This is a genomic window from Ruegeria sp. HKCCD7628 (assembly GCF_057221005.1).
In genome coordinates this window covers 1069419-1093726 of record NZ_JBWVBA010000001.1, presented here as the reverse complement: position 1 = coordinate 1093726, position 24308 = coordinate 1069419, and the positions used below count along the sequence as shown (strand labels likewise).

Annotated in this window: 24 protein-coding genes; 19 read left to right on the top strand and 5 right to left on the bottom strand. The window is 58.6% G+C overall.

From position 1 onward, the window contains the following. The first annotated feature begins 48 nt into the window (after positions 1–48). Together nudC and AC2TAD_RS05415 are read left to right on the top strand one after the other, a co-directional pair. Positions 49–1029 (top strand): NAD(+) diphosphatase, encoded by a 981-nt coding sequence (gene nudC, locus AC2TAD_RS05420; RefSeq protein ID WP_480866398.1) that lies wholly within the window; start codon positions 49–51, stop codon positions 1027–1029. A 39-nt stretch (positions 1030–1068) separates the two neighbouring features. Then, a complete protein-coding gene (locus AC2TAD_RS05415; protein WP_480866396.1) occupies positions 1069–1533 on the top strand; it encodes an SRPBCC family protein in 465 nt (154 codons plus the stop codon). A gap of 30 nt (positions 1534–1563) precedes the next feature. Here the strand turns inward: AC2TAD_RS05415 and AC2TAD_RS05410 are convergent, their stop codons facing one another. Beyond that, entirely contained in the window at positions 1564–2397 is an 834-nt protein-coding gene (locus AC2TAD_RS05410) for a prephenate dehydratase (RefSeq protein WP_480866395.1), read from the bottom strand. 118 nt (positions 2398–2515) lie between these two features. On the opposite strand from AC2TAD_RS05410, the gene AC2TAD_RS05405 reads away from it, so the two are divergent. The 5 genes from AC2TAD_RS05405 (at position 2516) to AC2TAD_RS05385 (ending at position 8880) form a co-directional block, all read left to right on the top strand. Further along, positions 2516–3025, top strand: a complete 510-nt coding sequence (locus AC2TAD_RS05405) for a c-type cytochrome (protein WP_170355522.1) — start codon at positions 2516–2518, stop codon at positions 3023–3025. Positions 3026–3198: 173 nt separating this feature from the next. Further along, positions 3199–5103, top strand: a complete 1905-nt coding sequence (locus AC2TAD_RS05400) for an extracellular solute-binding protein (RefSeq protein WP_480866393.1) — start codon at positions 3199–3201, stop codon at positions 5101–5103. 1 nt (position 5104) lies between these two features. Continuing rightward, entirely contained in the window at positions 5105–6199 is a 1095-nt protein-coding gene (locus tag AC2TAD_RS05395) for a microcin C ABC transporter permease YejB (protein ID WP_170754462.1), read from the top strand. After that, positions 6200–7306 (top strand): ABC transporter permease, encoded by a 1107-nt coding sequence (locus AC2TAD_RS05390; RefSeq protein ID WP_170355323.1) that lies wholly within the window; start codon positions 6200–6202, stop codon positions 7304–7306. It begins immediately after the preceding gene. Next, the gene (locus AC2TAD_RS05385) at positions 7303–8880 is read left to right on the top strand and encodes an ABC transporter ATP-binding protein (protein ID WP_170754460.1); all 1578 of its coding nucleotides are present in this window, start codon (positions 7303–7305) and stop codon (positions 8878–8880) included. The genes AC2TAD_RS05390 and AC2TAD_RS05385 overlap by 4 nt, the downstream gene beginning before the upstream one ends. A gap of 18 nt (positions 8881–8898) precedes the next feature. Here the strand turns inward: AC2TAD_RS05385 and AC2TAD_RS05380 are convergent, their stop codons facing one another. Together AC2TAD_RS05380 and hemN are read right to left on the bottom strand one after the other, a co-directional pair. Continuing rightward, positions 8899–10827, bottom strand: coding sequence for an elongation factor G (locus tag AC2TAD_RS05380; protein ID WP_480866390.1), 1929 nt, complete (start codon positions 10825–10827; stop codon positions 8899–8901). Between the two features lie 203 nt (positions 10828–11030). After that, on the bottom strand, positions 11031–12386 hold the full coding sequence (gene hemN / locus AC2TAD_RS05375; RefSeq protein WP_480866388.1) for an oxygen-independent coproporphyrinogen III oxidase: 1356 nt from the start codon (positions 12384–12386) through the stop codon (positions 11031–11033). 61 nt (positions 12387–12447) lie between these two features. On the opposite strand from hemN, the gene fnrL reads away from it, so the two are divergent. Next, on the top strand, positions 12448–13185 hold the full coding sequence (gene fnrL / locus AC2TAD_RS05370; RefSeq protein WP_480866387.1) for a transcriptional regulator FnrL: 738 nt from the start codon (positions 12448–12450) through the stop codon (positions 13183–13185). A 6-nt stretch (positions 13186–13191) separates the two neighbouring features. On the opposite strand, the gene AC2TAD_RS05365 is transcribed toward fnrL, so the two are convergent. Further along, complete coding sequence (locus AC2TAD_RS05365; protein ID WP_480866660.1) at positions 13192–14031, bottom strand: universal stress protein; 840 nt, start codon at positions 14029–14031, stop codon at positions 13192–13194. A 194-nt stretch (positions 14032–14225) separates the two neighbouring features. Between AC2TAD_RS05365 and ccoN the strand changes: the two genes are divergently transcribed. The 4 genes from ccoN to ccoP are packed head-to-tail and all read left to right on the top strand — an operon-like array spanning position 14226 to position 17632. After that, positions 14226–15833, top strand: a complete 1608-nt coding sequence (gene ccoN, locus AC2TAD_RS05360) for a cytochrome-c oxidase, cbb3-type subunit I (protein ID WP_170355317.1) — start codon at positions 14226–14228, stop codon at positions 15831–15833. A gap of 14 nt (positions 15834–15847) precedes the next feature. After that, positions 15848–16576: a cytochrome-c oxidase, cbb3-type subunit II gene (gene ccoO, locus AC2TAD_RS05355; RefSeq protein ID WP_170355316.1), complete on the top strand. Its 729-nt coding sequence runs from the start codon at positions 15848–15850 to the stop codon at positions 16574–16576. A 10-nt stretch (positions 16577–16586) separates the two neighbouring features. Then, positions 16587–16772 carry a cbb3-type cytochrome c oxidase subunit 3 gene (locus AC2TAD_RS05350; protein WP_170355315.1) on the top strand — a complete coding sequence of 62 codons (186 nt, stop codon included), beginning with the start codon at positions 16587–16589 and terminating at the stop codon, positions 16770–16772. Beyond that, entirely contained in the window at positions 16769–17632 is an 864-nt protein-coding gene (gene ccoP, locus AC2TAD_RS05345; protein ID WP_480866385.1) for a cytochrome-c oxidase, cbb3-type subunit III, read from the top strand. The genes AC2TAD_RS05350 and ccoP overlap by 4 nt, the downstream gene beginning before the upstream one ends. Positions 17633–17734: 102 nt before the next feature. Here the strand turns inward: ccoP and AC2TAD_RS05340 are convergent, their stop codons facing one another. Further along, the gene (locus tag AC2TAD_RS05340; protein ID WP_480866383.1) at positions 17735–17902 is read right to left on the bottom strand and encodes a hypothetical protein; all 168 of its coding nucleotides are present in this window, start codon (positions 17900–17902) and stop codon (positions 17735–17737) included. A 99-nt stretch (positions 17903–18001) separates the two neighbouring features. On the opposite strand from AC2TAD_RS05340, the gene AC2TAD_RS05335 reads away from it, so the two are divergent. From AC2TAD_RS05335 to nusG, 7 genes are all read left to right on the top strand, one after another. Then, positions 18002–18877: a LysR family transcriptional regulator gene (locus AC2TAD_RS05335; protein ID WP_480866382.1), complete on the top strand. Its 876-nt coding sequence runs from the start codon at positions 18002–18004 to the stop codon at positions 18875–18877. Between the two features lie 101 nt (positions 18878–18978). Then, entirely contained in the window at positions 18979–20406 is a 1428-nt protein-coding gene (gene ccoG / locus AC2TAD_RS05330) for a cytochrome c oxidase accessory protein CcoG (protein ID WP_480866380.1), read from the top strand. Position 20407: 1 nt separating this feature from the next. Continuing rightward, positions 20408–20866, top strand: a complete 459-nt coding sequence (locus AC2TAD_RS05325) for a FixH family protein (RefSeq protein ID WP_170355311.1) — start codon at positions 20408–20410, stop codon at positions 20864–20866. 15 nt (positions 20867–20881) lie between these two features. Further along, a complete protein-coding gene (locus AC2TAD_RS05320) occupies positions 20882–23047 on the top strand; it encodes a heavy metal translocating P-type ATPase (RefSeq protein ID WP_480866658.1) in 2166 nt (721 codons plus the stop codon). Positions 23048–23051: 4 nt separating this feature from the next. Continuing rightward, on the top strand, positions 23052–23210 hold the full coding sequence (ccoS, locus tag AC2TAD_RS05315; RefSeq protein ID WP_170355309.1) for a cbb3-type cytochrome oxidase assembly protein CcoS: 159 nt from the start codon (positions 23052–23054) through the stop codon (positions 23208–23210). 68 nt (positions 23211–23278) lie between these two features. Next, positions 23279–23476 carry a preprotein translocase subunit SecE gene (gene secE, locus AC2TAD_RS05310; RefSeq protein ID WP_170355308.1) on the top strand — a complete coding sequence of 66 codons (198 nt, stop codon included), beginning with the start codon at positions 23279–23281 and terminating at the stop codon, positions 23474–23476. Between the two features lie 194 nt (positions 23477–23670). Further along, positions 23671–24204, top strand: a complete 534-nt coding sequence (gene nusG, locus AC2TAD_RS05305) for a transcription termination/antitermination protein NusG (RefSeq protein WP_480866378.1) — start codon at positions 23671–23673, stop codon at positions 24202–24204. Positions 24205–24308 lie beyond the last annotated feature (104 nt).

The following is a 24308-nucleotide window of genomic DNA, read 5'->3' as shown; positions in this document are numbered from 1 at the left end:
GATCCGGTGCTCGTGGCAGCCCTGTGCCGACAACCTGAAGGGATTGCAATGAAATACGCGGAAACCGTGACGTTTGGCGGGTCGGGACTGGATCGCGCAGCACATCTGCGCAACGATCCCGAGGGGCTTGCGCAAGTCACAAACGACCCGGAGGCAAGGTGCCTTTTGTTGTGGCGCGGTAAGGTGCTGGTCGAGGGCGAAGCTCTGGATCGGCTGGCGTTGCTGCCGCTGACGCACGATCTGTTGCGCAATGGACCGGGTGGTATTGTTGAGGATCCGGTCTTTTTAGGTATTTCGGATCACGTACCGCTGTTCGCTTTGGACATCTCGGGGTGGGAAGCCGAGGGGCTGGACCTGTCCGAGGTCGGGGCATTCTTCGACCGTTCCGAGCAACAGCACCCCGCTTTGTCCATCGGGCATGTTTTCGTCGAATTGCGTCGGATCATGACCCGTCTGAACCCTCGGGATGCGGAGCTGGCGGCAACAGCCAAGGCGGTGATCGGCTGGCACGAGACGCACCGTTTCTGCGCCCGCTGCGGTGCCGCCAGTGATTTGGCACAGGCGGGATGGCAGCGCAGCTGTCCGTCTTGCGGGGGTCAGCATTTCCCGCGCACGGACCCGGTTGTCATCATGTTGATCACGCATGGAGATTCGGTGTTGATGGGGCGGTCTCCGGGTTGGCCGGACGGGATGTATTCCCTGCTTGCGGGCTTTGTGGAGCCCGGTGAAACGCTCGAGGCCGCCGTGCGCCGCGAAGTGATGGAAGAGGCCGGAGTACCTGTCGGAGCAGTCACTTACCTGTCCAGTCAGCCCTGGCCTTTTCCCGCGTCGTTGATGTTTGGGTGTGCAGGTCTGGCGCTGTCACGCGATATTACAATCGACCCGATTGAAATCGAAGATGCCATCTGGGTCAGCAAGTCGGAAATGATGCAGGCCTTTGCAGGTGAACATCCGACATTGATGCCTGCGCGGAAGGGTGCCATCGCGCATTTTCTTTTGCAGCACTGGCTGGCGGATACGCTGCATTGACAGAATATTGGGGAATCAAAGGTAAGAGCCTCGGACACCATGCAATTCACAGCACATGAAGATATCGACGCACCCATCAACGCAGTGTTTGAAATGGTCGCTGATTTTGAACGTTTCGAGCGTATGTCAATGCGTCGCGGGATCGAAGTCAGACGCCTTTCGGGTCACATGGGTGTTGTGCCGGGCACCACATGGCAGGCGGATTTCAAGCTTCGGGGCAAGCCGCGTCGCGTCTCTATCGAGATGGCCGAGTGTGATCCGCCAGCAAGGATGCAGTTCAACGCGGCAGGAAAGGGCGTAAGTGGTACGACGACTGTTGACTTCCTGGCCTTATCGCAACGCCGAACCCGGTTGAGTGTGGACCTGAGCCTGGCTGCAAAATCATTGCCTGCACGCCTGTTCCTGCAGTCTATCAGACTGGGAAAGTCACGCTTCAAGCGACGCTTCCAATCACGGCTCAGCGAGTTCTCGAGAGAGATAGAAGAACGATATCATCACGGCTGAAATACCAGTAACAAACGTTCATCCGCCTGACTAACCGCGCGGTTGCGCTGCCGGGTAAACGCCCAGAACTTCGACATTGGTGGTAAAGTGCTGCAGCTCGTCCATCGCCAGTTGCACGTTGCGGTCATCTGGATGGCCCACGATATCAGCGTAGAACTGGGTCGCCGTAAAGGATCCGTCGACCATATAGCTTTCCAGTTTGGTCATGTTGATACCATTAGTCGCAAATCCGCCCATCGCCTTGTAAAGCGCCGCCGGAATATTCCGGACCTGAAAGACGAAGCTGGTGATCATCCCGTTTTCGCCGCGCCGAGCGCGGTCTGCTTCGCGTGACATCACCAGAAAACGAGTGGTGTTGTCGTCGTTATCCTCGATATGGCGGGCCAGAACGTCCAAGCCGTAGATCTCTCCGGCCAATTCGCTGGCCAACGCCGCCGAGTGAACCTCGCCCTGTTCGGACACTTCGCGCGCGGCGCGGGCATTGTCTGGGCTGACGCGGCCACGGATGCCGTGTTTTTTCAGGAAGCCTGCGCATTGTGGTAGCAAGACCAGATGGGAATGCGCCTCGGTAACATCCTCCAGCGTCGCACCCGGAACGGCCAACAAGTTGATATGCACCCGCACGAAGGCCTCGTCGATAATGTGCAGCCCGCTATGGGGCAGCAAGCGGTGAATATCGGCCACTCGGCCGTAGGTCGTATTCTCAACCGGCAACATCGCAAGTTCGGCTTCACCTGACCGAACCGATTCGATCACATCCTCGAAGGTACGGCAGGGCAGGGCCTCCATATCGGGGCGCGCGTTGCGGCAAGCCTCGTGGCTATAGGCGCCGGGTTCCCCCTGAAATGCGATACGTTTGGTCATTTGGTCGATTCCGTGCAACAAGTTCCAAGATTGGGCGTTTAGTCGCGGTGTCTATACCTTGCCTCTTGTCAGGGGAAGCCTTAGACACCCCCAAGACAGCTAAATGGACTCGCGATCAATGTTCGACACGATGACAGTTACCAAGGCCGCCGCAGGCCTGTTTGGCACCTTCCTGGTGCTGCTTCTGGCCAAATGGGCCGCCGAAGGCCTGTACCATGCCGATGGTCATGGCGAGACGGCCTCTTACATCATTGAAACCGAAAGCTCTGGTGAAAGCGCCAACGCCGAAGAAGTGGTGTTCGAAGACCTGCTGGCCGCCGCCGATCCGGAAAAAGGCGCACGCGTTTTCCGCAAATGCACCGCTTGCCACAAACTGGAAGACGGAGCCAACGGAACCGGACCCTACCTTTACGCCGTTGTTGACCGCCCTGTTGCATCGGCCAAGGGTTTCACCGGCTATTCGGCTTCGATGCAAGCGCATGGTGGCAACTGGACACCAGAAGCACTGGATGCATTCCTCGAGCGCCCAAGTGCTTACATCTCGGGCACTTCGATGAGCTTTGCTGGTTTGAAAAAACCGCAAGAGCGCGCTGACCTGATTGCCTATCTGCAGACAATCGGCAACTGATCCAGTCCTTGGATATTCCAAAAATTGAAAGCCGCTGCTTTGTGCAGCGGCTTTTTTTGTCTAAACAGAACTTCACAAAGCGCTCACGCATTCTAAACTTGAATCTGTCAGCGCTGGTCTTTTAGCCTTCGCGTACGAAAATAAAGACGACAACGATCCAGAGGATGAGCCACATGACACCCCTCCTGCCTGCACTGCGCGTTTCGAATATGCGACCTTGGGCGGCAGCATTGGGAATAGCGCTTGTTATGGGGGCAAGCAGCGCCGTCAGCGCCGCAGAAGAAAATGTGATGCGCAGCCATGGGTACTCTTATTTTGGTAATCTGGACTACCCGGCGGATTATCCGCATCTGGGTTATGTGAATCCCGAAGCCCCAAAGGGTGGCGAGCTGTCGCTGGCTGGATCAGGCACGTTCGACTCTCTGAACCCGTATTCGCGCAAAGGGCGTGCCGGTGCATTGACGACCCTGCAGTACGACTCGTTGATCGACAGCACCTCGGATAGTGTGGGTCAATACTATGGCCTGCTTGCGGAAAGCATGGAATATGACGAAGGCCGCAACTACGTGATCTTTCACATCCGGCCCGAAGCAACATTCTGGGACGGATCGCCAGTAACTGCCGAAGATGTGGTCTATAGCCACCGACTGTTTATCGAACAGGGTCTTCCATCTTATGCGCAGGCCGTTGGCCGGATGGTCACCGGTGCCGAAGCATTGGATGATCATACGGTCAAGTTTACGTTTAGTCCCGAAGTGACACGGCGTGGGTTGATCGAAACGGTTGGCTCGACACCGGTGTTTTCAAAAGCGTGGTTCGAGGCCGATGAGAGCCGCCGCCTGGACGAACCGCGGCTTGAAGTTGCAGTTGGGTCGGGGCCGTACAAGCTGGATAGCTATGACATTAACCGCCGCATCGTTTACAAGCGGCGCGACGATTATTGGGGGCAGGATTTGCCGATCAATGTCGGGCGCAACAACTACGACACCATTCGGGTCGAGTATTTCGCCGACCAGACCGCCGCGTTCGAAGGGTTCAAGGCCGGCGAATACACAATGCGCATCGAAAGCGACCCCAAGCTTTGGGCTTCGGGGTATGACTTTCCGAAGTTGACCCAAGGGTCGGTCGTTCGTGATGAGATTACGGATGGCAGCCCGCCGACGCCATCGGGTTTCGTGTTCAATCTGGGAAAGCCGCAGTTCGAGGATAAGAATGTCCGCAAAGCCATAGCGCTGGCCTTCAATTTCGAATGGGCCAATGAATCGCTGATGTTCGGTCTCAATTCACCGCGCAGCTCGTTTGTGCAGGGTACTCATCTCGAAGCGACAGGCGCACCAGAAGGGGCTGAGCTTGCCTTCCTCGAGGCGCTGGGCGATGTTGTGCCGGCCGAAGTCCTGAGCGACCCTGCCTTGGTGACTCATGAATCCAATTCGGCGCGCCTGAATGATCGTCGAAATCTGCGCAAGGCGTCGAAATTATTGGACGAGGCCGGTTGGCCGGTTGGTGACGGCAATCTGCGGCGCAACGCTGAAGGGCAGACGCTGAAGGTTAACATCCCTTACGCCTCAAGCATTCCCACATCAACGGCCACGATGATCGAGACTTTCGTTCAGAACCTGCAGGCGATTGGCGTGGATGCCTCGGCCGAGAAGGTTGATCCGTCACAGTTCACACTGCGCCGCCGTGAACGCGACTACGACATGGTTTATTCGAACCGGTATGGATCGTTTTTGTCGACGGGCGGCGGTCTTAGTCAGATGTACGGTTCGGAAGAAGCCGCCTTTAGCCTGTTCAACCCTGCGGGTTTGGCCAGCCCTTTGGTTGACGCGGTCATCGAATCCTCATTCGATACGACAAATCAGGAAGAACAAGACGCAGCGCTTATGGCATTGGACCGTGTCCTGAGGTATGAGTTCTTTATCATCCCTGACGGTTATGTCGCGGACTACTGGACGGCTTACTACGACATGTACGAATACCCTGAAAACCTGCCGCCTTTCACACTCGGTTATCTGGATCTTTGGTGGGTAAACCCTGAAAAAGAGGCTGACCTGAAGGCAAAAGGCGCACTGCGTTAACATGGGCGCCTATATTCTAAGACGCCTGTTGCTGGTTATTCCGACCCTTCTGGGCATCATGATTGTCAATTTCACGCTGGTTCAGTTCGTGCCCGGTGGACCGATCGAACAGATCATTGCTCAAATCGAAGGGCAGGGTGACGTCTTTGCCGGTTTTGCAGGCAGTGGTGACGCCGGAGCGGCCGCTGAACCCGCCGGAGGGGCCTTTGACGACAAATACGTCGGCGCCCGCGGCCTTCCGCCTGAATTCATCGCCGAGCTTGAGAAAGAGTTTGGGTTCGACAAACCGCCGGTCGAGCGGTTTCTATCCATGATGGGCAACTACCTGACATTGGATTTTGGCGAGAGCTATTTCCGGTCGATCAGTGTGATCGATCTGGTGTTGGAAAAGATGCCCGTGTCGATCTCGCTGGGTCTTTGGTCGACCCTGATTGCCTATCTGGTCTCGATCCCGCTGGGCATTCGCAAGGCCGTCAAGGACGGATCGCGGTTTGATACCGTGACCAGCGGGGCGATTATTGTTGCCTATGCCATACCCGGTTTCCTGTTCGCGATCCTGTTGCTGGTGCTTTTTGCAGGTGGGTCCTACTGGCAGATATTCCCACTGCGGGGGCTGACCTCGGACAATTGGGACAGCCTTAGCCTGTTCGGCAAGATTACGGACTATTTCTGGCACATCGCTTTGCCGATCATAGCGCTTACGATTTCGGCTTTTGCGACGCTGACGCTGCTGACCAAGAACTCGTTTCTGGACGAGATCAAAAAGCAATACGTCATGACCGCCCGCGCCAAGGGACTGAGCGAGCGGAAGGTGCTGTATGGCCATGTGTTCCGCAACGCGATGCTGATCGTGATCGCCGGTTTTCCAGCCGTGTTCATCGGTGTGTTCTTTGGTGGCTCGATCATTATCGAGACGATCTTCTCGCTGGATGGTCTGGGCAGACTTGGCTTTGAGGCCGCCGTGGCGCGCGACTATCCGGTGATCTTTGGCACCCTGTTTATCTTTGGCCTGATGGGTCTGGTTGTGGGCATCATCAGTGACCTGATGTATGTGCTGGTCGACCCGCGCATCGACTTTGAAAAGCGCGAGGGGTAAATGGCTCTTTCTCCGCTCAATCAGCGCCGCTGGCGCAACTTCCGCCGCAATGGCCGGGCCTTCTGGTCACTGATCATCTTTTCGATCCTGTTCGGCCTGTCGCTGTTCGCCGAGTTCATCGCCAATGACAAACCGATCCTTTTGAAGTACCGAGGCGAATTCTACACGCCGATCTTCAATTTCTACGCCGAAACGGAGTTCGGAGGAGATTTCCAGACCGAGGCGATCTATCGCGACCCCGAGGTCATGTGCCTGATCGACAGCGGCGGGATTGAAGACTGTTTCGACGACCCCGAAGGCATCATCGAACAGATCGAGGCTGGCACCTATGAAGCTGACGGGTTCGAACGCGGCTGGGCAATTTGGCCACTGATCCCCTATTCCTTCAACACCAGCGTGGATCGCGCAGGTGCCGCGCCGCTGCCGCCCAATGGGCAGAACTTGCTGGGCACCGATGATACCAAGCGCGATGTGCTGGCGCGGGTGATCTATGGTTTCCGTCTGTCCATTCTGTTCACGCTAATGGTAACCGGCGCTGCCAGCATTGTCGGAATCTTTGCGGGGGCCATTCAGGGCTTCTTTGGCGGTTGGCTGGACCTGATATTTCAGCGTGTGATTGAGATCTGGTCAGCGACGCCCTCGCTTTATGTTATCATCATCATGTTTGCGGTGTTGGGGCGAAGTTTCTGGCTGCTGGTGATCCTGATGATCCTGTTCAGTTGGACGGGCTTGGTCGGTGTCGTCAGGGCTGAATTCCTGCGGGCGCGAAACCTTGAATACGTGCGCGCCGCACGGGCGCTGGGCGTGGGCAACATGACGATCATGTTCCGCCACATGCTGCCGAATGCCATGGTGGCGACGCTGACCTTCATGCCGTTCATTGTGACGGGTACAATTGGCGGTTTGGCCTCGCTGGATTTCCTTGGCTTCGGCCTGCCGTCCTCGGCCCCATCACTGGGTGAGCTGACCTTGCAGGCGAAACAGAACCTGCAGGCCCCATGGTTGGCCTTTACCGCGTTTTTCACCTTTGCCATCATGCTGTCGCTTCTGGTCTTCATCTTCGAAGGCGTGCGCGACGCGTTTGATCCCAGAAAGACTTTCTCATGAGCCTTTTGGATGTGAACAACCTGAAGGTCTCGTTCAAGCAGGATGGTCAGGTCTCGGCGGCTGTCAAAGGCGTGTCCTTTACCGTTGATCGTGGGGAAACCGTGGCTTTGGTGGGCGAATCCGGGTCGGGCAAATCGGTGACGGCGCTGTCCACGGTGTCGTTGCTGGGCGACAGTGCGATCGTTGAAGGTTCGGTCAAGTATGACGGCGATGAAATGATCGGAGCGTCAGAAGACAAGTTGATGGATGTGCGTGGAAACGACATCAGCTTTATCTTCCAGGAACCGATGACCTCGCTGAACCCGTTGCACACGATCCAGAAACAGATGGCGGAATCGCTGGCGCTGCATCAGGGCGTTACTGGGGATGCTGCACGAGACCGGATTGTGGAACTGCTGACCAAGGTAGGCATCCGTGATCCGCGTGACCGGCTGGACAGCTATCCGCATCAGTTGTCAGGCGGACAGCGGCAACGTGTGATGATCGCCATGGCGCTGGCCAACAAGCCCGATATTCTGATCGCGGATGAACCCACAACGGCTCTGGACGTGACCATTCAGGCGCAAATCCTTGAACTGCTGGCCGAGCTGCAGAAATCCGAAGACATGGGGATGCTGTTCATCACCCATGACCTTGGCATCGTGCGCCGCATAGCCGACCGGGTCTGCGTGATGAAAGACGGTGAGATTGTCGAGACCGGCGTCACGACCGAGATTTTTGACAACCCCCAACACCCCTATACGCGCAAACTGCTGGGCGCCGAGCCCTCGGGCCAGCCTGATCCGGTGGCGTCGGATGCCGAAGAGGTTGCACGGACAGATCACCTGAAGGTCTGGTTCCCGATCCAGCGCGGATTTCTGAAACGCACCGTTGGGCATGTGAAGGCGGTTAATGATGCCACGCTCAGCGTACGCGCGGGTGAGACGCTGGGGATCGTCGGCGAAAGTGGCTCGGGCAAGACGACGCTGGCGCTGGCGATCATGCGGCTGATCGCGTCCGAGGGCGGGATTACTTTCCGCGATCAAGATGTGCGCCGCTGGTCCACGCGGGAATTGCGACGGCTGCGCAAGGATATGCAGATCGTGTTTCAAGACCCGTTCGGCAGCCTCAGCCCTCGGATGACCTGTATGCAGATCATTGCCGAGGGGTTGGCCATTCATAAGGTCGACCCACACCGCGCACCGCGCGATCTGGTGGCCGAAGTGATGACCGAAGTGGGCCTCGACCCCGCCGCAATGGACCGATATCCCCACGAATTTTCGGGCGGGCAGCGTCAACGCATCGCAATCGCACGCGCCATGGTGCTGCGACCCAAGCTGTTGGTTCTGGACGAACCCACCAGCGCGCTGGACATGACGGTGCAGGTGCAAATCGTCGATCTGCTGCGCGATCTGCAGCGGAAATACGGGCTGGCCTATCTGTTCATCAGCCACGACCTGAAAGTCGTACGCGCCATGTCCCACAACGTGATCGTCATGCGCAACGGCGATGTTGTCGAGATGGGCACGGCTAAGGATTTGTTCGAGAACGCGCAGACGGACTATACCCGCGAGCTGATTGCGGCGGCGGGCTGATCCCAACCCGCTCCTTGTTTACGCGCTGGCTTTCTCCTTGGCGGTCGGTTTTGGCACCGGGCCGCGCAGTTCCTCATAGTGATCAAAGCTCAGCTTGACCCAGCCGGTGCCGCGCGTGGCGCTGGCCAGGGTGCGGTGCAGCTCATCCTGCGCTACGGCGGGAAGCTGGGCATTGAATATTTCCCAACCCGAGGCGTTTGGATTGCCCTCAAACCCAAGAACTTGCCCCTGTAGTGAACTGATTGTGGGCACCAGATCGCCCACGAAATCCGAGGGCAGGTGAATCTCCGCACTCAGGATCGGTTGCAGCACCACGGGCTTGGCTTGGGGAAGCGCCTCGCGCACTGCGTTCTTGCCTGCCGTGCGGAAGGCATAGTCGGAACTGTCGACGTTGTGGTGCTTGCCGTCGCTCAGCGTGACTTTGACATCAACCACGGGAAAGCCTTCGGGCCCCTGTTCCAGCGCGTCTTTGGCCCCATGTTCGACCGAGGGGATATAGTTACGCGGCACCGCGCCGCCTTTGACCACCTCTTCGAACTGGAACCCCGCCCCGCGTGGCATTGGCGCGACTGAGATCACCACGTCGGCAAACTGCCCCGCGCCGCCCGATTGCTTGCGGTGGCGGTGGCGATGTTCGACGGGTGCTCGGATCGTCTCGCGATAGGCGGTTTCGACGGTGTCGGTGGCTATCTCGATCCCGAAATCCTCAGCCAGCTTCGCCGTCACGCGGCGCATATGCTGCGGACCTTGCGAGCCTAGAACGGCGTGCCCGCTCAGGTCGTCTTGTCCCAGATGCAGGCCGGGGTCGATCTCGACCAGACGCGAGAGGGCGTTGGACAGGCGCACGTCGTCGCGCTCATGCGCGGGTGAGACGACCTGACGGTGCCCCGCCGGGTGTGACGAGGCCCATTCGGGCAGCGGTGTCGCGCCTTTGCTGTCATAGATGTTGCCGGGGTTCAGGTGATCGGATTTCACCGCCAGCCCGATTTGCCCGGCGGGCAAGTCAGTGATCTGGGTCTTGGCGTCCAGCGTGGTCAGATTGCCGACGGTCTCACCGCCCAATGCTTCATGCGCTTTGACGCCGTCACCCAGGCCCCGCAGGACTACAATCTTGCCGATATGCTTTTTCACATCCGCAAAGCCTGCGATGGCGCGTGCATTCTCGGCGGCCTCGTCCCGATCGGCAGCGATGTCGAATTCGGGTGCTTCGTGCCGTAGGGCTTTCATCAGGCGGGTCAGCCCGTTGCCATGGCTGGCCGCGCCCAGACAGGCCGGGATCAGCTGGTGGTTCTGCAGGACCTGCGCGGCCAGATCGTAAATCTCACCGCTGGGGGGCTGTTTGTCCTCGATCAGTTGTTCCAGCAGGTGATCGTCGAAATCCGACAGCGTTTCCAGCAGTTCGGTGCGGGCCTCTTGTTCGCGATCCTCGACCGATTGCGGCAGTTCGATCAGGGCCGAGGGCTGGCCCTCTTGGTATTTCCAAGCGCGTTCCGAAATCAGATCGACCGCACCAACAATCGTGTCACCTTCGCGGATTGGCACCTGTCGCAAGGCGATGTGATGGGTGCAATAGGTTTGCAGCGCCGAGATGATGTCGCGGATGCGGCCATTGGGGCTGTCCATGCGGTTGATGAACAGGAAACAGGGGATCCCGGCCTCTTCCACCAAACGCAAATAGGGCGCACACAGGACGGCCGCGTTGGGATCAGGTGGAACGACCACGACCGCCGCGTCCGAGATCGCCATGGCTGGCCCAACATAGGCCAGGTTATCGCCGCCCCCGTCGACGTCGATGGCGCACCAGGGTTCATCCAGGTAAGAAAAACCGTGCAAATGCACGGTCCCGGACACGTCGAATGTGGTGGGCCGCCCGTCGAGGCGGCTGATGGCCTCGACCAGAGTGGTTTTGCCCGATTGGCTGGGGCCGAGGACGGTGAAAACGCGCATGGGTGCTGTCCCTCTTTCAGGTTGCAGATATACCTGCACGAAAAGGGCTGTCCGGCGCGGTTGCGTCGGTAAAAGCTGTCTGCGAATTCGCCTGCCTCGGGGTGCGATTGCACCCCTGAGTGTGGAGAAAACCAGAGGCCTGCGTCAAGCCCCTGTGCGGGTTGGGGGTCGGCAGACCGTGAACCCGGCCCGCCGGAAAGAGGTCAGATCGCCGAACTGTGGCCTGCCTTGCTCAGGTCATAGGCGTCAAAGCTGCGCGCGATCATGCGGGTCAGGGCGCGGGCCTCGTGCGGGATGAAAAGACCATCCTCGGTGATGCGCAGCAGCCCGTCAAAGGCGGTATTGGCATCCGCATACATGCCCTGCAATTCGGCGACAGTGATACCATGGTCACGCAGAATCTCGGCCGTGTTGATCTGAAAATCGCACATCAGCGCCTCGATCAAGCGCGCGCGCAGTACGTCCTGACCTTTGAACAGGTGTCCGCGCGAGGTTGAGAATCGCCCCTCTCGGACGGCCTTAGTATGAGCCGACGTGGCGGGCGCGTTCTGCGCATAGCCCTGCGGAAAGCGCGAGATCGAGCTGGCCCCGACACCAATCAGAACCTCGGCCTGATCGTCGGTATAGCCCTGGAAATTGCGCTTGAGCTTACCGGCGTTCAACGCGCGGGTCAGGCCGTCTTCCTGCGTGGCGAAGTGGTCGATGCCGATCTCGGCGTAATTGTCCCACATGAACAGACGGCGGGCGGTGTCGAACAGATCCAGACGCTGTTCCGGAGTAGGCAGCGCGTCCGAGGGGATCATCTGCTGCCGTTTGGCCATCCACGGCACATGCGCATAGCCGTACAGCGCCACGCGATCGGGGTTGAGCGACAGCAGTTTTTGCACGCTTTCCGTCATCCGGGTCTTGGTCTGATGCGGCAGACCATAGAGGATATCGGCGTTCAAGCTGGTGATGCCGCGTTCGCGGATCATGTCCACGGCCTTGCGCGTGGTGTCATAGCTTTGGATGCGGCCGATGGTCTTCTGTATCTCGTCGTCGAAATCCTGCACCCCGATTGAGGCGCGGTTCATCCCGGCCTCGGCCAAGGCATCCAAACGTGCCTCGTCAATCTCGTTGGGGTCGATCTCGACTGAGAATTCGGCGTTCGGCCCCAAAGGCACCACGTCCAGAATTCGCGCCGCCAGTTCGCGCATCAGATCCGCGTTCAGCAAGGTCGGCGTACCACCGCCCCAATGCAGGCGAGACAGGGTCACGCCCTGGGGCAAGCGCGCAGCCAGCAAGTCCAGCTCGGCTTTGAGGACATCCACATAGGCGATGACCGGATTGTCCGTTTGGGTGCCTTGCGTCCGGCATGCGCAGAACCAGCATAGCCTGCGGCAGAAAGGAACGTGGATATACAACGAGATCTCGCTTCCGGGTGTGATGCCGGAAATCCAGTCTCCAAAAAGCTCTGACCCTACGTCATTGCTGAAGTGGGGGGCGGTGGGATAGCTTGTGTAACGCGGGACTTTCGCGTCAAATAGTCCAAGCCGTGCCAGTTGTGGTTTTACTATCATAACGGTACGGTTAGAGGACGCCACGAACAGATGCTTTGATAGAGATCAAGTGGAAGCGCGCATGACACCCACATTCAAGATCGACCATACGAACTGTGCAGACTGCCCGATCCGACATCGGGCCGTGTGTGCCCATTGTGATGTCGATGAGCTGGAAGAGCTTGAAAGCATTAAGTATTACCGCAGTTTCGAGGCCGGTCAGACTGTCATTTGGTCCGGCGATCAGATGAATTTTGTTGGCTCGGTCGTGTCGGGGATTGCGTCTTTGACGCAGACGATGGAAGACGGGCGCACTCAGATGGTCGGACTTTTGCTGCCAAGCGATTTCGTCGGGCGCCCGGGGCGCGAATCGGCGCCTTACGATGTGCAGGCGACCACAGATGTTGTCATGTGTTGCTTCCGGAAAAAGCCTTTCGAAGAACTGATGAACACCACGCCGCACATCGCGCATCGGTTGCTGCAGATGACGCTTGACGAACTGGACGCGGCCCGCGAATGGATGCTGGTGCTGGGGCGCAAGACCGCGCGCGAGAAGATCGCGAGCCTGCTGTCGATCATCGCGCGCCGCGATGCCTCAATCAACCAAAAAGGGGGGCCCATCGTCTTCGACCTGCCGCTGACCCGCGAGGCGATGGCCGATTACCTTGGCCTGACGCTGGAAACGGTCAGCCGCCAGATCTCGGCGCTCAAAAAGGATGAGGTCATCCTGTTGGAAGGCAAGCGCCACGTGACGATCCCCGATATGGGCCGCCTTATGGAAGAGGCGGGTGACGACTCGGATGGTGGCTTTCTGGTCTGACGCCTTTCAGTGCGCCAGAAAGACCGGAACCGAGGATTGTTCCAACATGTTGCGAGTTGCGCCGCCAAGAATGGCTTCGCGGAAGCGCGAGTGGCCGTAAGCCCCCATGACGATCATGTCAGCCTGAGTATCCACAGCGTGACGGTTCAGGATATCTGATACCCGTGGCATGGTTTTGCTGAGAACATCGATTTCACACTTGACCCCATGGCGCGACAGCATCTGTGACAGCATCCCGCCGGGGTCCGAACGATCCGGGCCATGCCGAGGCGGGTCAATTACAACGATACGCACTTGGGTTGCTGCAATGAGGAAAGGCAAAGCCCGACGAATGGCGCGCATGGCCTCGACGCTTTCATTCCAGCCGATCAAAATGGTGCCGGGCTTGCTGAAGATTTTAGCCGAGTCCGGAACAATTAACACAGGGGTGTGCCCTTCGAACATCGCGGCTTCGACAATGGGTTCCGCTTCGACGCCGCGGTTTTCACCGTAGGGCTGCGGCAAAACGACAAGGTCGGAAAACCGGGCGCGATGCGCAACATGTCGCCCCAAATCGGCGATTTGCGCAACACCGGATTCGGCAGACCAACGCACTCCTGACTTGGTAAAGAAGTCTTTTGCGAATGCCAGAATCTCTTCGGCTTCAGCATTGGCCCGGTTTAGGGTTTCCTGAAGAATCAAAGCGTTAGCGCCCGCATAATAATACCCTGTCTGGCTGCGGTCGACGCCAAGGCACAGTGTTTCAGCATGCGCGTCCTGAGCTGCAGCCAGCGCCACGACTTGTGCAAGTGCCGAGTCAGATTGCGTGGTTTCTGTCATAACAGTGAGGAGAGATTTGTAAGCCATGTTGACCTCGTGCTTACGGGCCGGTTCCATGCGACGTTCCAGCCCATTCGTTTCCTCAGCATTGTCATAGTATGCGGAGCTCTGTCTTGACACAGATCAAAGCAGTTTGAGCAGCTGTCGTAGAAAACAGCAGCCAGTCAAATGGGTCTCGCGACACCAAAAGAATCGCGCGGGGCATGGCAAAGGGACGCAATATGTCAAATTATATCAAGCTGATCGTGCTTGGTGTGATTGCGGTATTCGCCGCGATCGCGACCAATTATGCACGCGATTTGGCGTATCAGGTGCATGCAATTCTGGTGATGTTTATCGCCGGCGGTTTGTTCATCTGGACGCTGAGAAACACGGATGAGCCAGAGACTTTCGTGGATCATTCCGGTGAGTACATGGATGGGGTGATCCGCTATGGCGTGATCGCAACCGCCTTTTGGGGGGTGATCGGTTTCGTCGCAGGAACCTTTATCGCGTTCCAGTTGGCCTTTCCGGCGCTGAACTTTGAATGGGCGCAGGGTTATCTGAACTTTGGCCGTTTGCGTCCGCTGCACACCTCGGCAGTGATTTTTGCATTTGGTGGTAACGCACTGATTGCGACCTCATTCTACGTGGTGCAACGCACCAGCGCCGCGCGCTTGTGGGGTGGAAATCTGGCGTGGTTCGTGTTCTGGGGCTATCAGCTGTTCATCGTTCTGGCTGCAACCGGCTATGTTCTGGGCGGCACGCAATCCAAAGAATATGCCGAACCCGAATGGTATGTTGACCTGTGGCTGACCATCGTCTGGGTCGCCTATCTGGCCGTGTATCTGGGCACCGTGATCAAGCGGAAAGAGCCGCATATCTACGTGGCCAACTGGTTCTACCTGGCCTTTATCGTGACCGTTGCAATGCTGCACGTGGTGAACAACATCACCATCCCGGTCAGCATCTGGGGTTCGAAATCGGTCATCGTCTGGTCGGGCGTGCAAGATGCCATGATCCAGTGGTGGTACGGCCACAACGCTGTGGGCTTCTTCCTGACTGCAGGTTTCCTGGGCATGATGTATTACTTCATCCCGAAACAGGCCGAGCGTCCGGTTTTCAGCTACAAGCTGTCGATCATCCACTTCTGGGCACTGATCTTCCTGTATATCTGGGCCGGTCCGCACCACCTGCACTATACCGCCCTGCCTGACTGGGCTTCGACGCTGGGCATGGTGTTCTCGGTCGTGCTGTGGATGCCGTCCTGGGGTGGTATGATCAACGGTCTGATGACACTCTCGGGCGCATGGGACAAGCTGCGCACCGACCCTGTGATCCGTATGATGGTGATCTCGGTCGGCTTCTACGGCATGTCCACGTTTGAGGGTCCGATGATGTCGATCCGCGCTGTGAACTCGCTGTCTCACTACACGGACTGGACCATTGGTCACGTGCACTCGGGCGCGCTGGGCTGGAACGGCATGATCACCTTTGGTGCGCTGTACTTCCTGGTTCCCGTTCTGTGGAAGCGCGAGCGTCTGTATTCGCTGCAGATGGTCAGCTGGCACTTCTGGCTCGCCACGATCGGCATCGTTCTGTACGCCGCGTCGATGTGGGTCACTGGTATCATGGAAGGTCTGATGTGGCGCGAAGTGGATGCCAACGGCTTCCTGGTGAACTCGTTCGCTGACACCGTGGCCGCTAAGTTCCCGATGTATGTGGTGCGTGCTCTGGGTGGCGTGATGTTCGTCGCTGGTGCCGTGATCATGTGCTACAACCTGTGGATGACTGTGCGGAAAGCGCCGGCCAAAGAGGCCAGCCTGTCCGTCGCGGTCCCGGCTGAATAAGGAGGGCCGGAGCAATGGCAATTCTCGACAAACATAAGATCCTCGAGACCAACGCGACCCTCCTGCTGGTATTCAGCTTTTTGGTCGTGACCATCGGTGGCATCGTGCAGATCACCCCGCTGTTCTATCTTGAGAACACCATCGAGAAGGTGGAGGGTATGCGCCCTTACACCCCTCTCGAAATGGCAGGGCGTGAAATCTACATCCGCGAAGGCTGCTATGTCTGCCACAGCCAGATGATCCGCCCCATGCGGGACGAGGTCGAACGCTATGGTCACTACTCATTGGCGGCTGAATCGATGTATGATCACCCGTTCCAGTGGGGATCGAAACGGACAGGTCCTGATCTGGCCCGCGTGGGGGGCCGCTATTCGGACCAGTGGCATGTGGACCACCTGCGTGATCCGCAGTCGGTTGTTCCGGAATCGGTGATGCCGAAATACGGCTTCCTCGAAAACCGCAAGCTGGACGGCAAGTATATCGGTGACATCATGCAGGCGAACGCCGTTGTCGGCACGCCTTACACCGAAGACATGCTGGCCAATGCCGAGGCTGACTTCCGTGCGCAGGCCGATCCCGACAGCGACTATGACGGGCTGCTTGAGCGCTATGGCGACAAGGTCAGCGTGCGCAACTTCGACGGTCAGCCAGAACTGACCGAAGCGGATGCGTTGGTGGCTTATCTTCAGATGCTGGGCACGCTGGTCGATTTCTCGACCTTCACCCCGGACGCAAGCCGCTAAGGAGGGCGTTATGGAAGAATACACACTCCTCAGACAGTTCGCGGATAGCTGGATGCTGCTGCTGTTGTTCACTTTCTTCATTGGCATCGTGGTGTGGGTTTTCCGCCCCGGTTCCAGCAAGGAATACAACGACACCGCCAACATCCCCTTCCGGCATCAAGACAAACCCGCCGAATCCAAGGAGGCGCGGCCATGAGCAAGACACCTGATAAACAGCCGGGCGATCCGAATACCACGGGTCACAGCTGGGACGGTATCGAAGAATTCGACAATCCGATGCCTCGCTGGTGGCTGTGGACCTTCTACGCCTGTATCTTCTGGGGCGTGATCTACACCATCATGTATCCGGCATGGCCGCTGGTTCAATCGGCAACCGCTGGTGTTGTTGGCTGGTCCTCGCGCGGGGAAGTGCAGCAGGATATCGTGTCCTTCGAAGAAGCCAACGCGCCTTGGAATGCGCGGCTGGTGGAAACGCCGCTTGAGGAAATCTCGGCGGACGCCGAATTGCAGCAATACGCTGTGAACTCGGGTGGTGCCGTATTCCGCACCTGGTGTGCGCAGTGCCACGGCTCGGGCGCGCAGGGGGCCACCGGCTTCCCGAACCTTCTGGATGACGCCTGGCTTTGGGGCGGTTCGCTTGAGGATATCGAATATACCGTTGCCTATGGTATCCGGAATGAAGAAAGCGACGATGCGCGCTATTCCGAGATGCCGGCCTTTGGCGAGCTTCTGGAAAAGGATGAGATCACTCAGGTCGTTCAGTACGTGATGTCCCTGACCAACGCCCAGTCGGATGACGCAGCGGCTGAAGCCGGTAAGGTTGTCTTCGAAGACAATTGCGCGGCCTGCCACGGCGAAGACGGCAAAGGCGATGTCTTCCAGGGCGCGCCGAACCTGACCGACGCGATCTGGTTGTACGGCGGCAGTGAAAAGGCTTTGACCGAGACGGTCACCTACAGCCGCTTCGGCGTTATGCCTCCGTGGGAAAACCGCCTGACTCAGGCGCAGATCCGCGCCGTGACCGCTTATGTCCACCAGCTGGGTGGCGGTCAGTAAGGCGAAAAGAATACCTCCGGACGGTTCGCCGTCCGAAGGTTGAAGCACCGGCTGTTCCATCTGTTCGCGCGTTTCCAGAACAGCCGGTGCTGACTTTTTAGATTACCGACGAAAAAAGGTGTGGTCCAGACTCACCTTTTCGCGCGCATCGCTTTTTTGTTTCCACCAATGCGCCTCCGGCAGCCAATTCTGACGGTGTTGCTTTTCTTGCTGATTGCGGTCCACGCTTTGGGTCGCGGTCATGAAACTGCGCGCTAGGATCGAAAGCATTTCTGCACTCCTTTGCTGTTTGTAGCTTATTTGAGGATTGCCCTGTGGGCCTTAAAATGCGACTCAATTACCTTGTCAGTGTGTAAGTAAGGCTTACAGATGGATTGGATGAAAATGCCGCCCCTTGCGGCGCTCAGGGCTTTTTCTGCCTTTGCGGAAACGGGCAATGTCGTGCAGGCGGGTTCGATGTTGAATGTCAGCCACGCTGCAATAAGCCAGCAGCTGCGGGCGTTGGAAAAGCACTTAGGTACCAGCCTTCTGGACCGGTCGGGCAAGTCGATGGTTCTAACTCCCGAGGGTGAGCACCTGGCCCAAGCTTTACACCTTGGGTTTCGTGCCATTGGCGCGGCAGTGACCGATCTGGTGCAATCGGGTCTTGATCGACCGGTTCATGTTTCTCTAACCCCGTCTTTCGCTGCATCGTGGTTGATGCCAAGGCTGCCGGCTTTTCAGGCGGAACATCCGGATATTGATTTGGCGTTGGACCCTACCCCAAAGCTTGTGACTCTCGGGCCCGGCGGGGTGGATGTGGCTCTTCGTTATGGAGCGGGAGGTTGGCCCGGAGTGACATCCGAGCTTTTACTGCCAAGCCCGATTACCATAGTGGCCGCGCCCTCATTGCTGGGGGACAAGACGGACTGGACTGCTGCCGAGTTAAGTCAGCTGCCTTGGCTAGAAGAGTTTGGAACCACTGAAGCAACGACATGGCTTGCTGGACAAGGCGTAGAGCACGGCCCCCGTGCCGGGCGAATTGCATTGCCCGGAAACCTGCTGCTTGACGGGCTCCGCGCGGGTCAGGGCGTCACGGTGACGGCGCGGCATTTTGTCGAATCCGACATCGCCGATGGACGGCTGGTCGAACTGTTCTGCCAGCCGGGCAACAGCGGATATCATATTGTAACCACTGAAAATTCTATACGTCCGGCGGTCAGAACCTTCGTGTCCTGGCTGCGGCGGCAATCCGGTCGCATGTGACAAAAGGTGTCTGCACGATGCGCTTTTGACCCATGTCAAAGAGCTTATCTGTGTGATCTGGGACAAGACACAAAAAATAAAGCCAAATCTGGAGCCAGCTCGTGAGCGATTCCGACCCCGCCCCCAGCCTATATGCTGCAAGGGAGCCTATTTTCCCCCGTCGTGTTTCCGGCCCGTTCAGAAACCTGAAATGGATCATCCTCGCTGTTACTCTGGGGATCTACTACATCACTCCGTGGATCAGATGGGACCGTGGCCCCAGCCTGCCGGATCAGGCGGTGCTGCTGGATCTGGCAAACCGCCGGTTCTATTTCTTCTGGATTGAGATCTGGCCGCACGAGTTCTATTTCGTGGCCGGTCTGTTGATCATGGCCGGTTTGGGCCTTTTCCTTTTCACCTCGGCTTTAGGGCGCGTGTGGTGCGGTTATGCCTGTCCACAGACGGTGTGGACCGACCTCTACATTCTGGTCGAACGCTGGATCGAAGGCGACCGCAACGCGCGTCTGCGTCTGCACCGGCAGGAAAAGATGGATTTGCGCAAGGCGCGTCTGCGAGTCACGAAGTGGGCGGTTTGGCTCCTGATTGGTCTCGCGACCGGCGGGGCATGGGTGTTTTACTTTGCCGATGCGCCCACATTGCTGCGCGATCTGGTGACTGGGAATGCGCATCCCGTGGCCTATACGACCGTGTTGATTCTGACCGGCACCACCTTTTTGTTTGGCGGCTTCGCGCGCGAACAGATTTGTATCTATGCCTGCCCGTGGCCGCGCATTCAGGCCGCAATGATGGACGAGGATACTCTGGTCGTGGGCTACCGCGAATGGCGGGGCGAGCCGCGCGGCAAAGGCAAGCGCACGGCGGATTCCGAGCTTGGCGATTGCATCGACTGTATGGCCTGCGTCAATGTCTGCCCGGTGGGGATCGACATCCGTGATGGCCAGCAGTTGGAATGCATCACCTGCGCGCTTTGCATTGACGCCTGTGACGACATGATGGCCAAGATCGGCAAACCGCGCGGTCTGATCGATTATATGGCGCTGAGCGACGAGACCCGCGAACGCGCTGGTCAGCCGCCCAAGAACATCTGGAAGCACATTCTGCGCCCGCGAACCATCATGTATACGGCCATGTGGTCGGCGGTGGGCTTTGCGCTGCTGTTCGCGTTGTTCATCCGCTCGGAAATCGACCTGACCGTCGCGCCTGTGCGGAACCCGACCTTTGTGACCCTGTCTGACGGGACGATCCGCAACACCTACGACGTGCGGCTGCGCAATAAGCATGGCGAGGATCGCTTGTTCAAATTGTCGCTGACCGGCGATCCGGCCATGCGGATCGTGATTGAGGGTACGAATCTTGATACAGTGAACGTCACAGCCGATACTGCCCAGCTTGAGCGCGTCTATATCGTTGCGCGTAAAGAGACTGGTCCAGCGGCAGAGGATGTGACGCCTGTGCGCATTTGGGTCGAAGACCTGCAAAGCGGTGAGCGCGCCTATAAAGACACGACCTTCAACGGACGAGGGCAGTAAGATGGCAGAACGTCAATTCACCGGAAAACACGCGCTGGCCGTGTTTGTTGGGGCCTTCAGCGTGATCATCGCCGTCAATCTGGTGCTGGCCTACAGTGCTGTGAAGACCTTTCCGGGGCTTGAGGTTAAAAACTCCTACGTAGCCAGTCAGGAGTTCAACGAACGCCTGCAGGAACAGCAGGCTCTGGGTTGGGAAATTCGGGCAGAGGTTTCCGGCGGTTTGTTGATCCTGCATATCACCGACAAGACAGGTGCGCCGGTTCAGGTGGCCGAGCTGCAGGCCGTTGTGGGTCGGGCTACTCATGTCAAAGAGGATTTCGCTCCCGATTTCACCTTTGACGGCATCGCCTATGCAACGCCCGCGTCGCTGGGCAAGGGCAACTGGAACATTCGTCTGGTTGCCAAAGACCATAGCGGAGCGGAATTCGCGCAGCGCGTACCGCTCTATGTGAAGGGGTAGGGGACTGTGGTGCAGATGAGTTCCGGTACGGCGGCTTGTCCGGGTTGTGTCGCAGCCCCAGCAGAACCCGCACGGCCGATCCCTCAGGACGTACAGATTGCGCTGTCGTTGCCAGGTATCCATTGCTCGGCTTGTATCTCGACGGTCGAGCGCGCGCTGAACGCCACGCCCGGCGTCGAGGATGCGCGCGTCAACCTGACCCTGAAACGCGCCATGATCAAAGCCGCGCCCGATCTGCGTGCTGCCGATCTGATCCCGGTGCTGGAAAACGCGGGTTTTGAGGCGCATGAGTTGGACCCCGGCGCCCTGTCCGCCACGCAGGCTGACAAGGCGGGGCGTGATCTGCTTATGCGGCTGGCGGTGGCCGGGTTTGCCTCGATGAACGTGATGCTGCTGTCGGTCTCGGTCTGGTCCGGGGCAGCGGATGCAACGCGGGACATGTTCCACTGGATTTCGGCGGCGATTGCGCTGCCTGCGATTGCTTTCTCTGCGCAGCCCTTCTTTGCGAATGCGTGGTCGGCCTTGCGCGTGCGTCGTCTGAATATGGACGTGCCAATCGTACTGGCGATCCTGTTGGCGCTGGTCACATCGCTGTGGGAAACTGCGCTGAGCGGTGAACATGCCTATTTCGACGCCGCCCTGACGCTGACCTTCTTCCTGCTGGCTGGACGCTATCTGGATTACCGTACTCGCGCTGCTGCCCGATCTGCGGCCGAGGAGCTGACCGCGCTGGAAGTCCCCCGCGCCATTCGGGTCGTGGATGCCATCGAGGAAGAGGTCGCCGTTGCCACGCTGAGTGTGGGCGACCTGATCTTGATCCGCCCCGGCGGGCGGATGCCCGTGGATGGCGAGATTGTCTCGGGTCAATCGGAGCTCGACCGGTCGCTGCTGACCGGAGAAACCCTGCCGGTCTTTGCCGAAGCAGGTACGACTGTCAGCGCCGGCGAGGTCAACCTGACCGGCCCTCTGACCATCCGCGCGACGGCGGTGGGTGAGGACACTTCTCTGCACCGTATGGCCGATCTGGTGGCCGTCGCTGAATCGGGGCGCTCGCGCTATACTTCGCTGGCCGACAAGGCCGCCAAGCTTTATGCGCCGGGGGTTCATATCCTGTCGGCGCTCAGCTTTGTAGGGTGGTATATCTATTCCGGCGATATCCGCACCGCGCTGAACATCGCCGCCGCCGTGCTGATCATCACCTGCCCATGTGCGCTGGGGCTGGCGGTTCCTGCGGTGACCACGGCGGCCTCGGGGCGGTTGTTTCGCAAAGGGATGCTGATCAAACACTCCACCGCGCTGGAACGTCTGGCCGAGGTTGATACGGTTGTTTTCGACAAGACCGGCACGCTGACCTCTGGCACTCCGGAACTGACCAATCTGGGCGATCATTCGAGATCTGACCTTGAGGTCGCGCTGGCACTGGCCGAAGCGTCCTCGCACCCGTTGTCGGTTGCTTTGACCAAGGCCGCTCGCGAGGCAGGGATCAAGCCAGCCACGCTGAAAGAGGTCACAGAGGTTCCGGGCTACGGTACCGAGGGTACCTATCGTGGCCAACGCGTGCGTTTGGGCCGGGCGGCATGGACCGGTGCAGACGAAGGCGATCAGACCGCCGCATGGCTGGCCATCGCCGGGCAAGCGCCGTCGGCATTCCTGTTCTCGGACGCTTTGCGCCCCGGCGCGGCGGAGGCGGTGCAGGCGCTGCGCGAGGCGGGAAAAGAGGTCATCCTGATCTCAGGCGATACGCAGGGCGCGGTTCAGGCACTGGCGGCCAAGCTGGGGATTGAAAACTGGATTGCGCAGGCCCTGCCGCAGGACAAGGCCAAGCATGTTGAGGTTCTGCGCGATAAGGGCCATCACGTGCTTATGGTCGGTGACGGGCTGAACGACACGGCGGCGCTGGCGGCGGCGCATGTGTCGATCTCACCGGCCTCGGCACTGGATGCGGCGCGGGTGGCGTCAGATATCGTGCTGCTGGGCAATGACCTGTCACCTATCGCCGATGCCTGCGACACCGCAGTCAAAGCAACCAAACGGATTCGCGAAAACTTTCGCATCGCCACCGTCTATAATATCATTGCGGTGCCGCTGGCGGTGGTTGGTCTGGCTACGCCGCTGATTGCGGCACTGGCGATGTCGACATCGTCTATCACCGTGTCTTTGAACGCATTGCGGGTAAGGTAAAGCGATGGAAGTTCTGGCCTATCTGATACCGATTTCCCTGTTTCTGGGCGGGGTTGGGCTGGTGGCCTTTGTCTATACCGTCCGCTCAAACCAATATGACGACCCTGAAGGGGACGCGCGGCGCATCCTCAGCGATGAATGGGACGACAAACCCAAGCCCTGACAGCCCTTGAAATTGCCGCAATGCCCGGTTATGTCCGGCCCATCCGCTAGCAGAGAGAACACCGCCAAATGGCTACCATGAATCCGATCCAGTTCATTCAGCAAGTCCGCGCCGAAGTTGCAAAGGTCGTCTGGCCGACGCGCCGCGAGGTTCTGCTGACCACGGTCATGGTGTTCATCATGGCGGCCCTGACTGCTGTGTTCTTTGCACTGGTCGATCTGGGCATTCGCGGTGGTCTGCAACTGATCCTGGGCATGTTCGGCTAAACCCGCGCGGGCAGGGTGGAAACACCGCTTCCCCCTTGCACAGCACGCGATGTCCTTGTAGGTCACGCGGAACTATTCGGAATGGGCGTGCGGCGATTCGGACCGCGCGCCGCTTTTTATTCCGGGTAACGTAATGGAATTTCAATCACGGGCACGCGTTGCCGCTGCCTGAGAAAAACAAGGACGACAGGTTCATGGCGAAACGGTGGTACTCGGTCAGCGTTCTTTCGAATTTCGAAAAGAAGATCGCAGAACAGATCCGCACGTCGGTAGCAGAGCACGGCCTTGAGGACGATATCGACGAAGTGCTGGTGCCCACCGAAGAGGTGATCGAAGTGCGCCGGGGCAAAAAGGTCACCACCGAACGCCGTTTCATGCCCGGCTATGTGCTGGTGCATATGGAGATGTCGGATCAGGGCTACCACCTTGTGAACTCGATCAACCGCGTCACCGGCTTCCTGGGCCCGCAAGGCCGTCCGATGCCTATGCGCGATGCCGAGGTGAACCAGATCCTCAACCGCGTTCAGGAAGGCGAAGAAGCGCCCAAGCTGATGATCTCCTTCGAGGTCGGTGAGAAGGTCAAGGTCAACGATGGCCCGTTCGAGGATTTCGACGGCATGGTCGAAGGCGTGGACGACGAGAACCAGAAGCTGAAGGTTTCGGTTTCGATCTTCGGTCGCGAAACGCCAGTCGAGCTGGACTTTACGCAGGTGACCAAGCAGACCTGAGTTAACCTGCTGCGAGATTCGAAGCGCCGCGATGCCTTGAGCAACGCGGCGTTTTTTTGTTTCAAACCAGTTCTAGCGGCCGGAGGCAAGGGGCAGGCTACTTC

What these genes read in the sequence shown, in the direction of transcription:
- nudC (WP_480866398.1), top strand. Translation starts at nt 49, where the DNA reads ATGAAATACGCGGAAACCGTGACGTTTGGCGGGTCGGGACTGGATCGC.
- AC2TAD_RS05415 (WP_480866396.1), top strand. Translation starts at nt 1,069, where the DNA reads ATGCAATTCACAGCACATGAAGATATCGACGCACCCATCAACGCAGTG.
- AC2TAD_RS05410 (WP_480866395.1), bottom strand. Translation starts at nt 2,397, where the DNA reads ATGACCAAACGTATCGCATTTCAGGGGGAACCCGGCGCCTATAGCCAC.
- AC2TAD_RS05405 (WP_170355522.1), top strand. Translation starts at nt 2,516, where the DNA reads ATGTTCGACACGATGACAGTTACCAAGGCCGCCGCAGGCCTGTTTGGC.
- AC2TAD_RS05400 (WP_480866393.1), top strand. Translation starts at nt 3,199, where the DNA reads ATGACACCCCTCCTGCCTGCACTGCGCGTTTCGAATATGCGACCTTGG.
- AC2TAD_RS05395 (WP_170754462.1), top strand. Translation starts at nt 5,105, where the DNA reads ATGGGCGCCTATATTCTAAGACGCCTGTTGCTGGTTATTCCGACCCTT.
- AC2TAD_RS05390 (WP_170355323.1), top strand. Translation starts at nt 6,200, where the DNA reads ATGGCTCTTTCTCCGCTCAATCAGCGCCGCTGGCGCAACTTCCGCCGC.
- AC2TAD_RS05385 (WP_170754460.1), top strand. Translation starts at nt 7,303, where the DNA reads ATGAGCCTTTTGGATGTGAACAACCTGAAGGTCTCGTTCAAGCAGGAT.
- AC2TAD_RS05380 (WP_480866390.1), bottom strand. Translation starts at nt 10,827, where the DNA reads ATGCGCGTTTTCACCGTCCTCGGCCCCAGCCAATCGGGCAAAACCACT.
- hemN (WP_480866388.1), bottom strand. Translation starts at nt 12,386, where the DNA reads ATGATAGTAAAACCACAACTGGCACGGCTTGGACTATTTGACGCGAAA.
- fnrL (WP_480866387.1), top strand. Translation starts at nt 12,448, where the DNA reads ATGACACCCACATTCAAGATCGACCATACGAACTGTGCAGACTGCCCG.
- AC2TAD_RS05365 (WP_480866660.1), bottom strand. Translation starts at nt 14,031, where the DNA reads ATGGCTTACAAATCTCTCCTCACTGTTATGACAGAAACCACGCAATCT.
- ccoN (WP_170355317.1), top strand. Translation starts at nt 14,226, where the DNA reads ATGTCAAATTATATCAAGCTGATCGTGCTTGGTGTGATTGCGGTATTC.
- ccoO (WP_170355316.1), top strand. Translation starts at nt 15,848, where the DNA reads ATGGCAATTCTCGACAAACATAAGATCCTCGAGACCAACGCGACCCTC.
- AC2TAD_RS05350 (WP_170355315.1), top strand. Translation starts at nt 16,587, where the DNA reads ATGGAAGAATACACACTCCTCAGACAGTTCGCGGATAGCTGGATGCTG.
- ccoP (WP_480866385.1), top strand. Translation starts at nt 16,769, where the DNA reads ATGAGCAAGACACCTGATAAACAGCCGGGCGATCCGAATACCACGGGT.
- AC2TAD_RS05340 (WP_480866383.1), bottom strand. Translation starts at nt 17,902, where the DNA reads ATGCTTTCGATCCTAGCGCGCAGTTTCATGACCGCGACCCAAAGCGTG.
- AC2TAD_RS05335 (WP_480866382.1), top strand. Translation starts at nt 18,002, where the DNA reads ATGGATTGGATGAAAATGCCGCCCCTTGCGGCGCTCAGGGCTTTTTCT.
- AC2TAD_RS05325 (WP_170355311.1), top strand. Translation starts at nt 20,408, where the DNA reads ATGGCAGAACGTCAATTCACCGGAAAACACGCGCTGGCCGTGTTTGTT.
- AC2TAD_RS05320 (WP_480866658.1), top strand. Translation starts at nt 20,882, where the DNA reads ATGAGTTCCGGTACGGCGGCTTGTCCGGGTTGTGTCGCAGCCCCAGCA.
- ccoS (WP_170355309.1), top strand. Translation starts at nt 23,052, where the DNA reads ATGGAAGTTCTGGCCTATCTGATACCGATTTCCCTGTTTCTGGGCGGG.
- secE (WP_170355308.1), top strand. Translation starts at nt 23,279, where the DNA reads ATGGCTACCATGAATCCGATCCAGTTCATTCAGCAAGTCCGCGCCGAA.
- nusG (WP_480866378.1), top strand. Translation starts at nt 23,671, where the DNA reads ATGGCGAAACGGTGGTACTCGGTCAGCGTTCTTTCGAATTTCGAAAAG.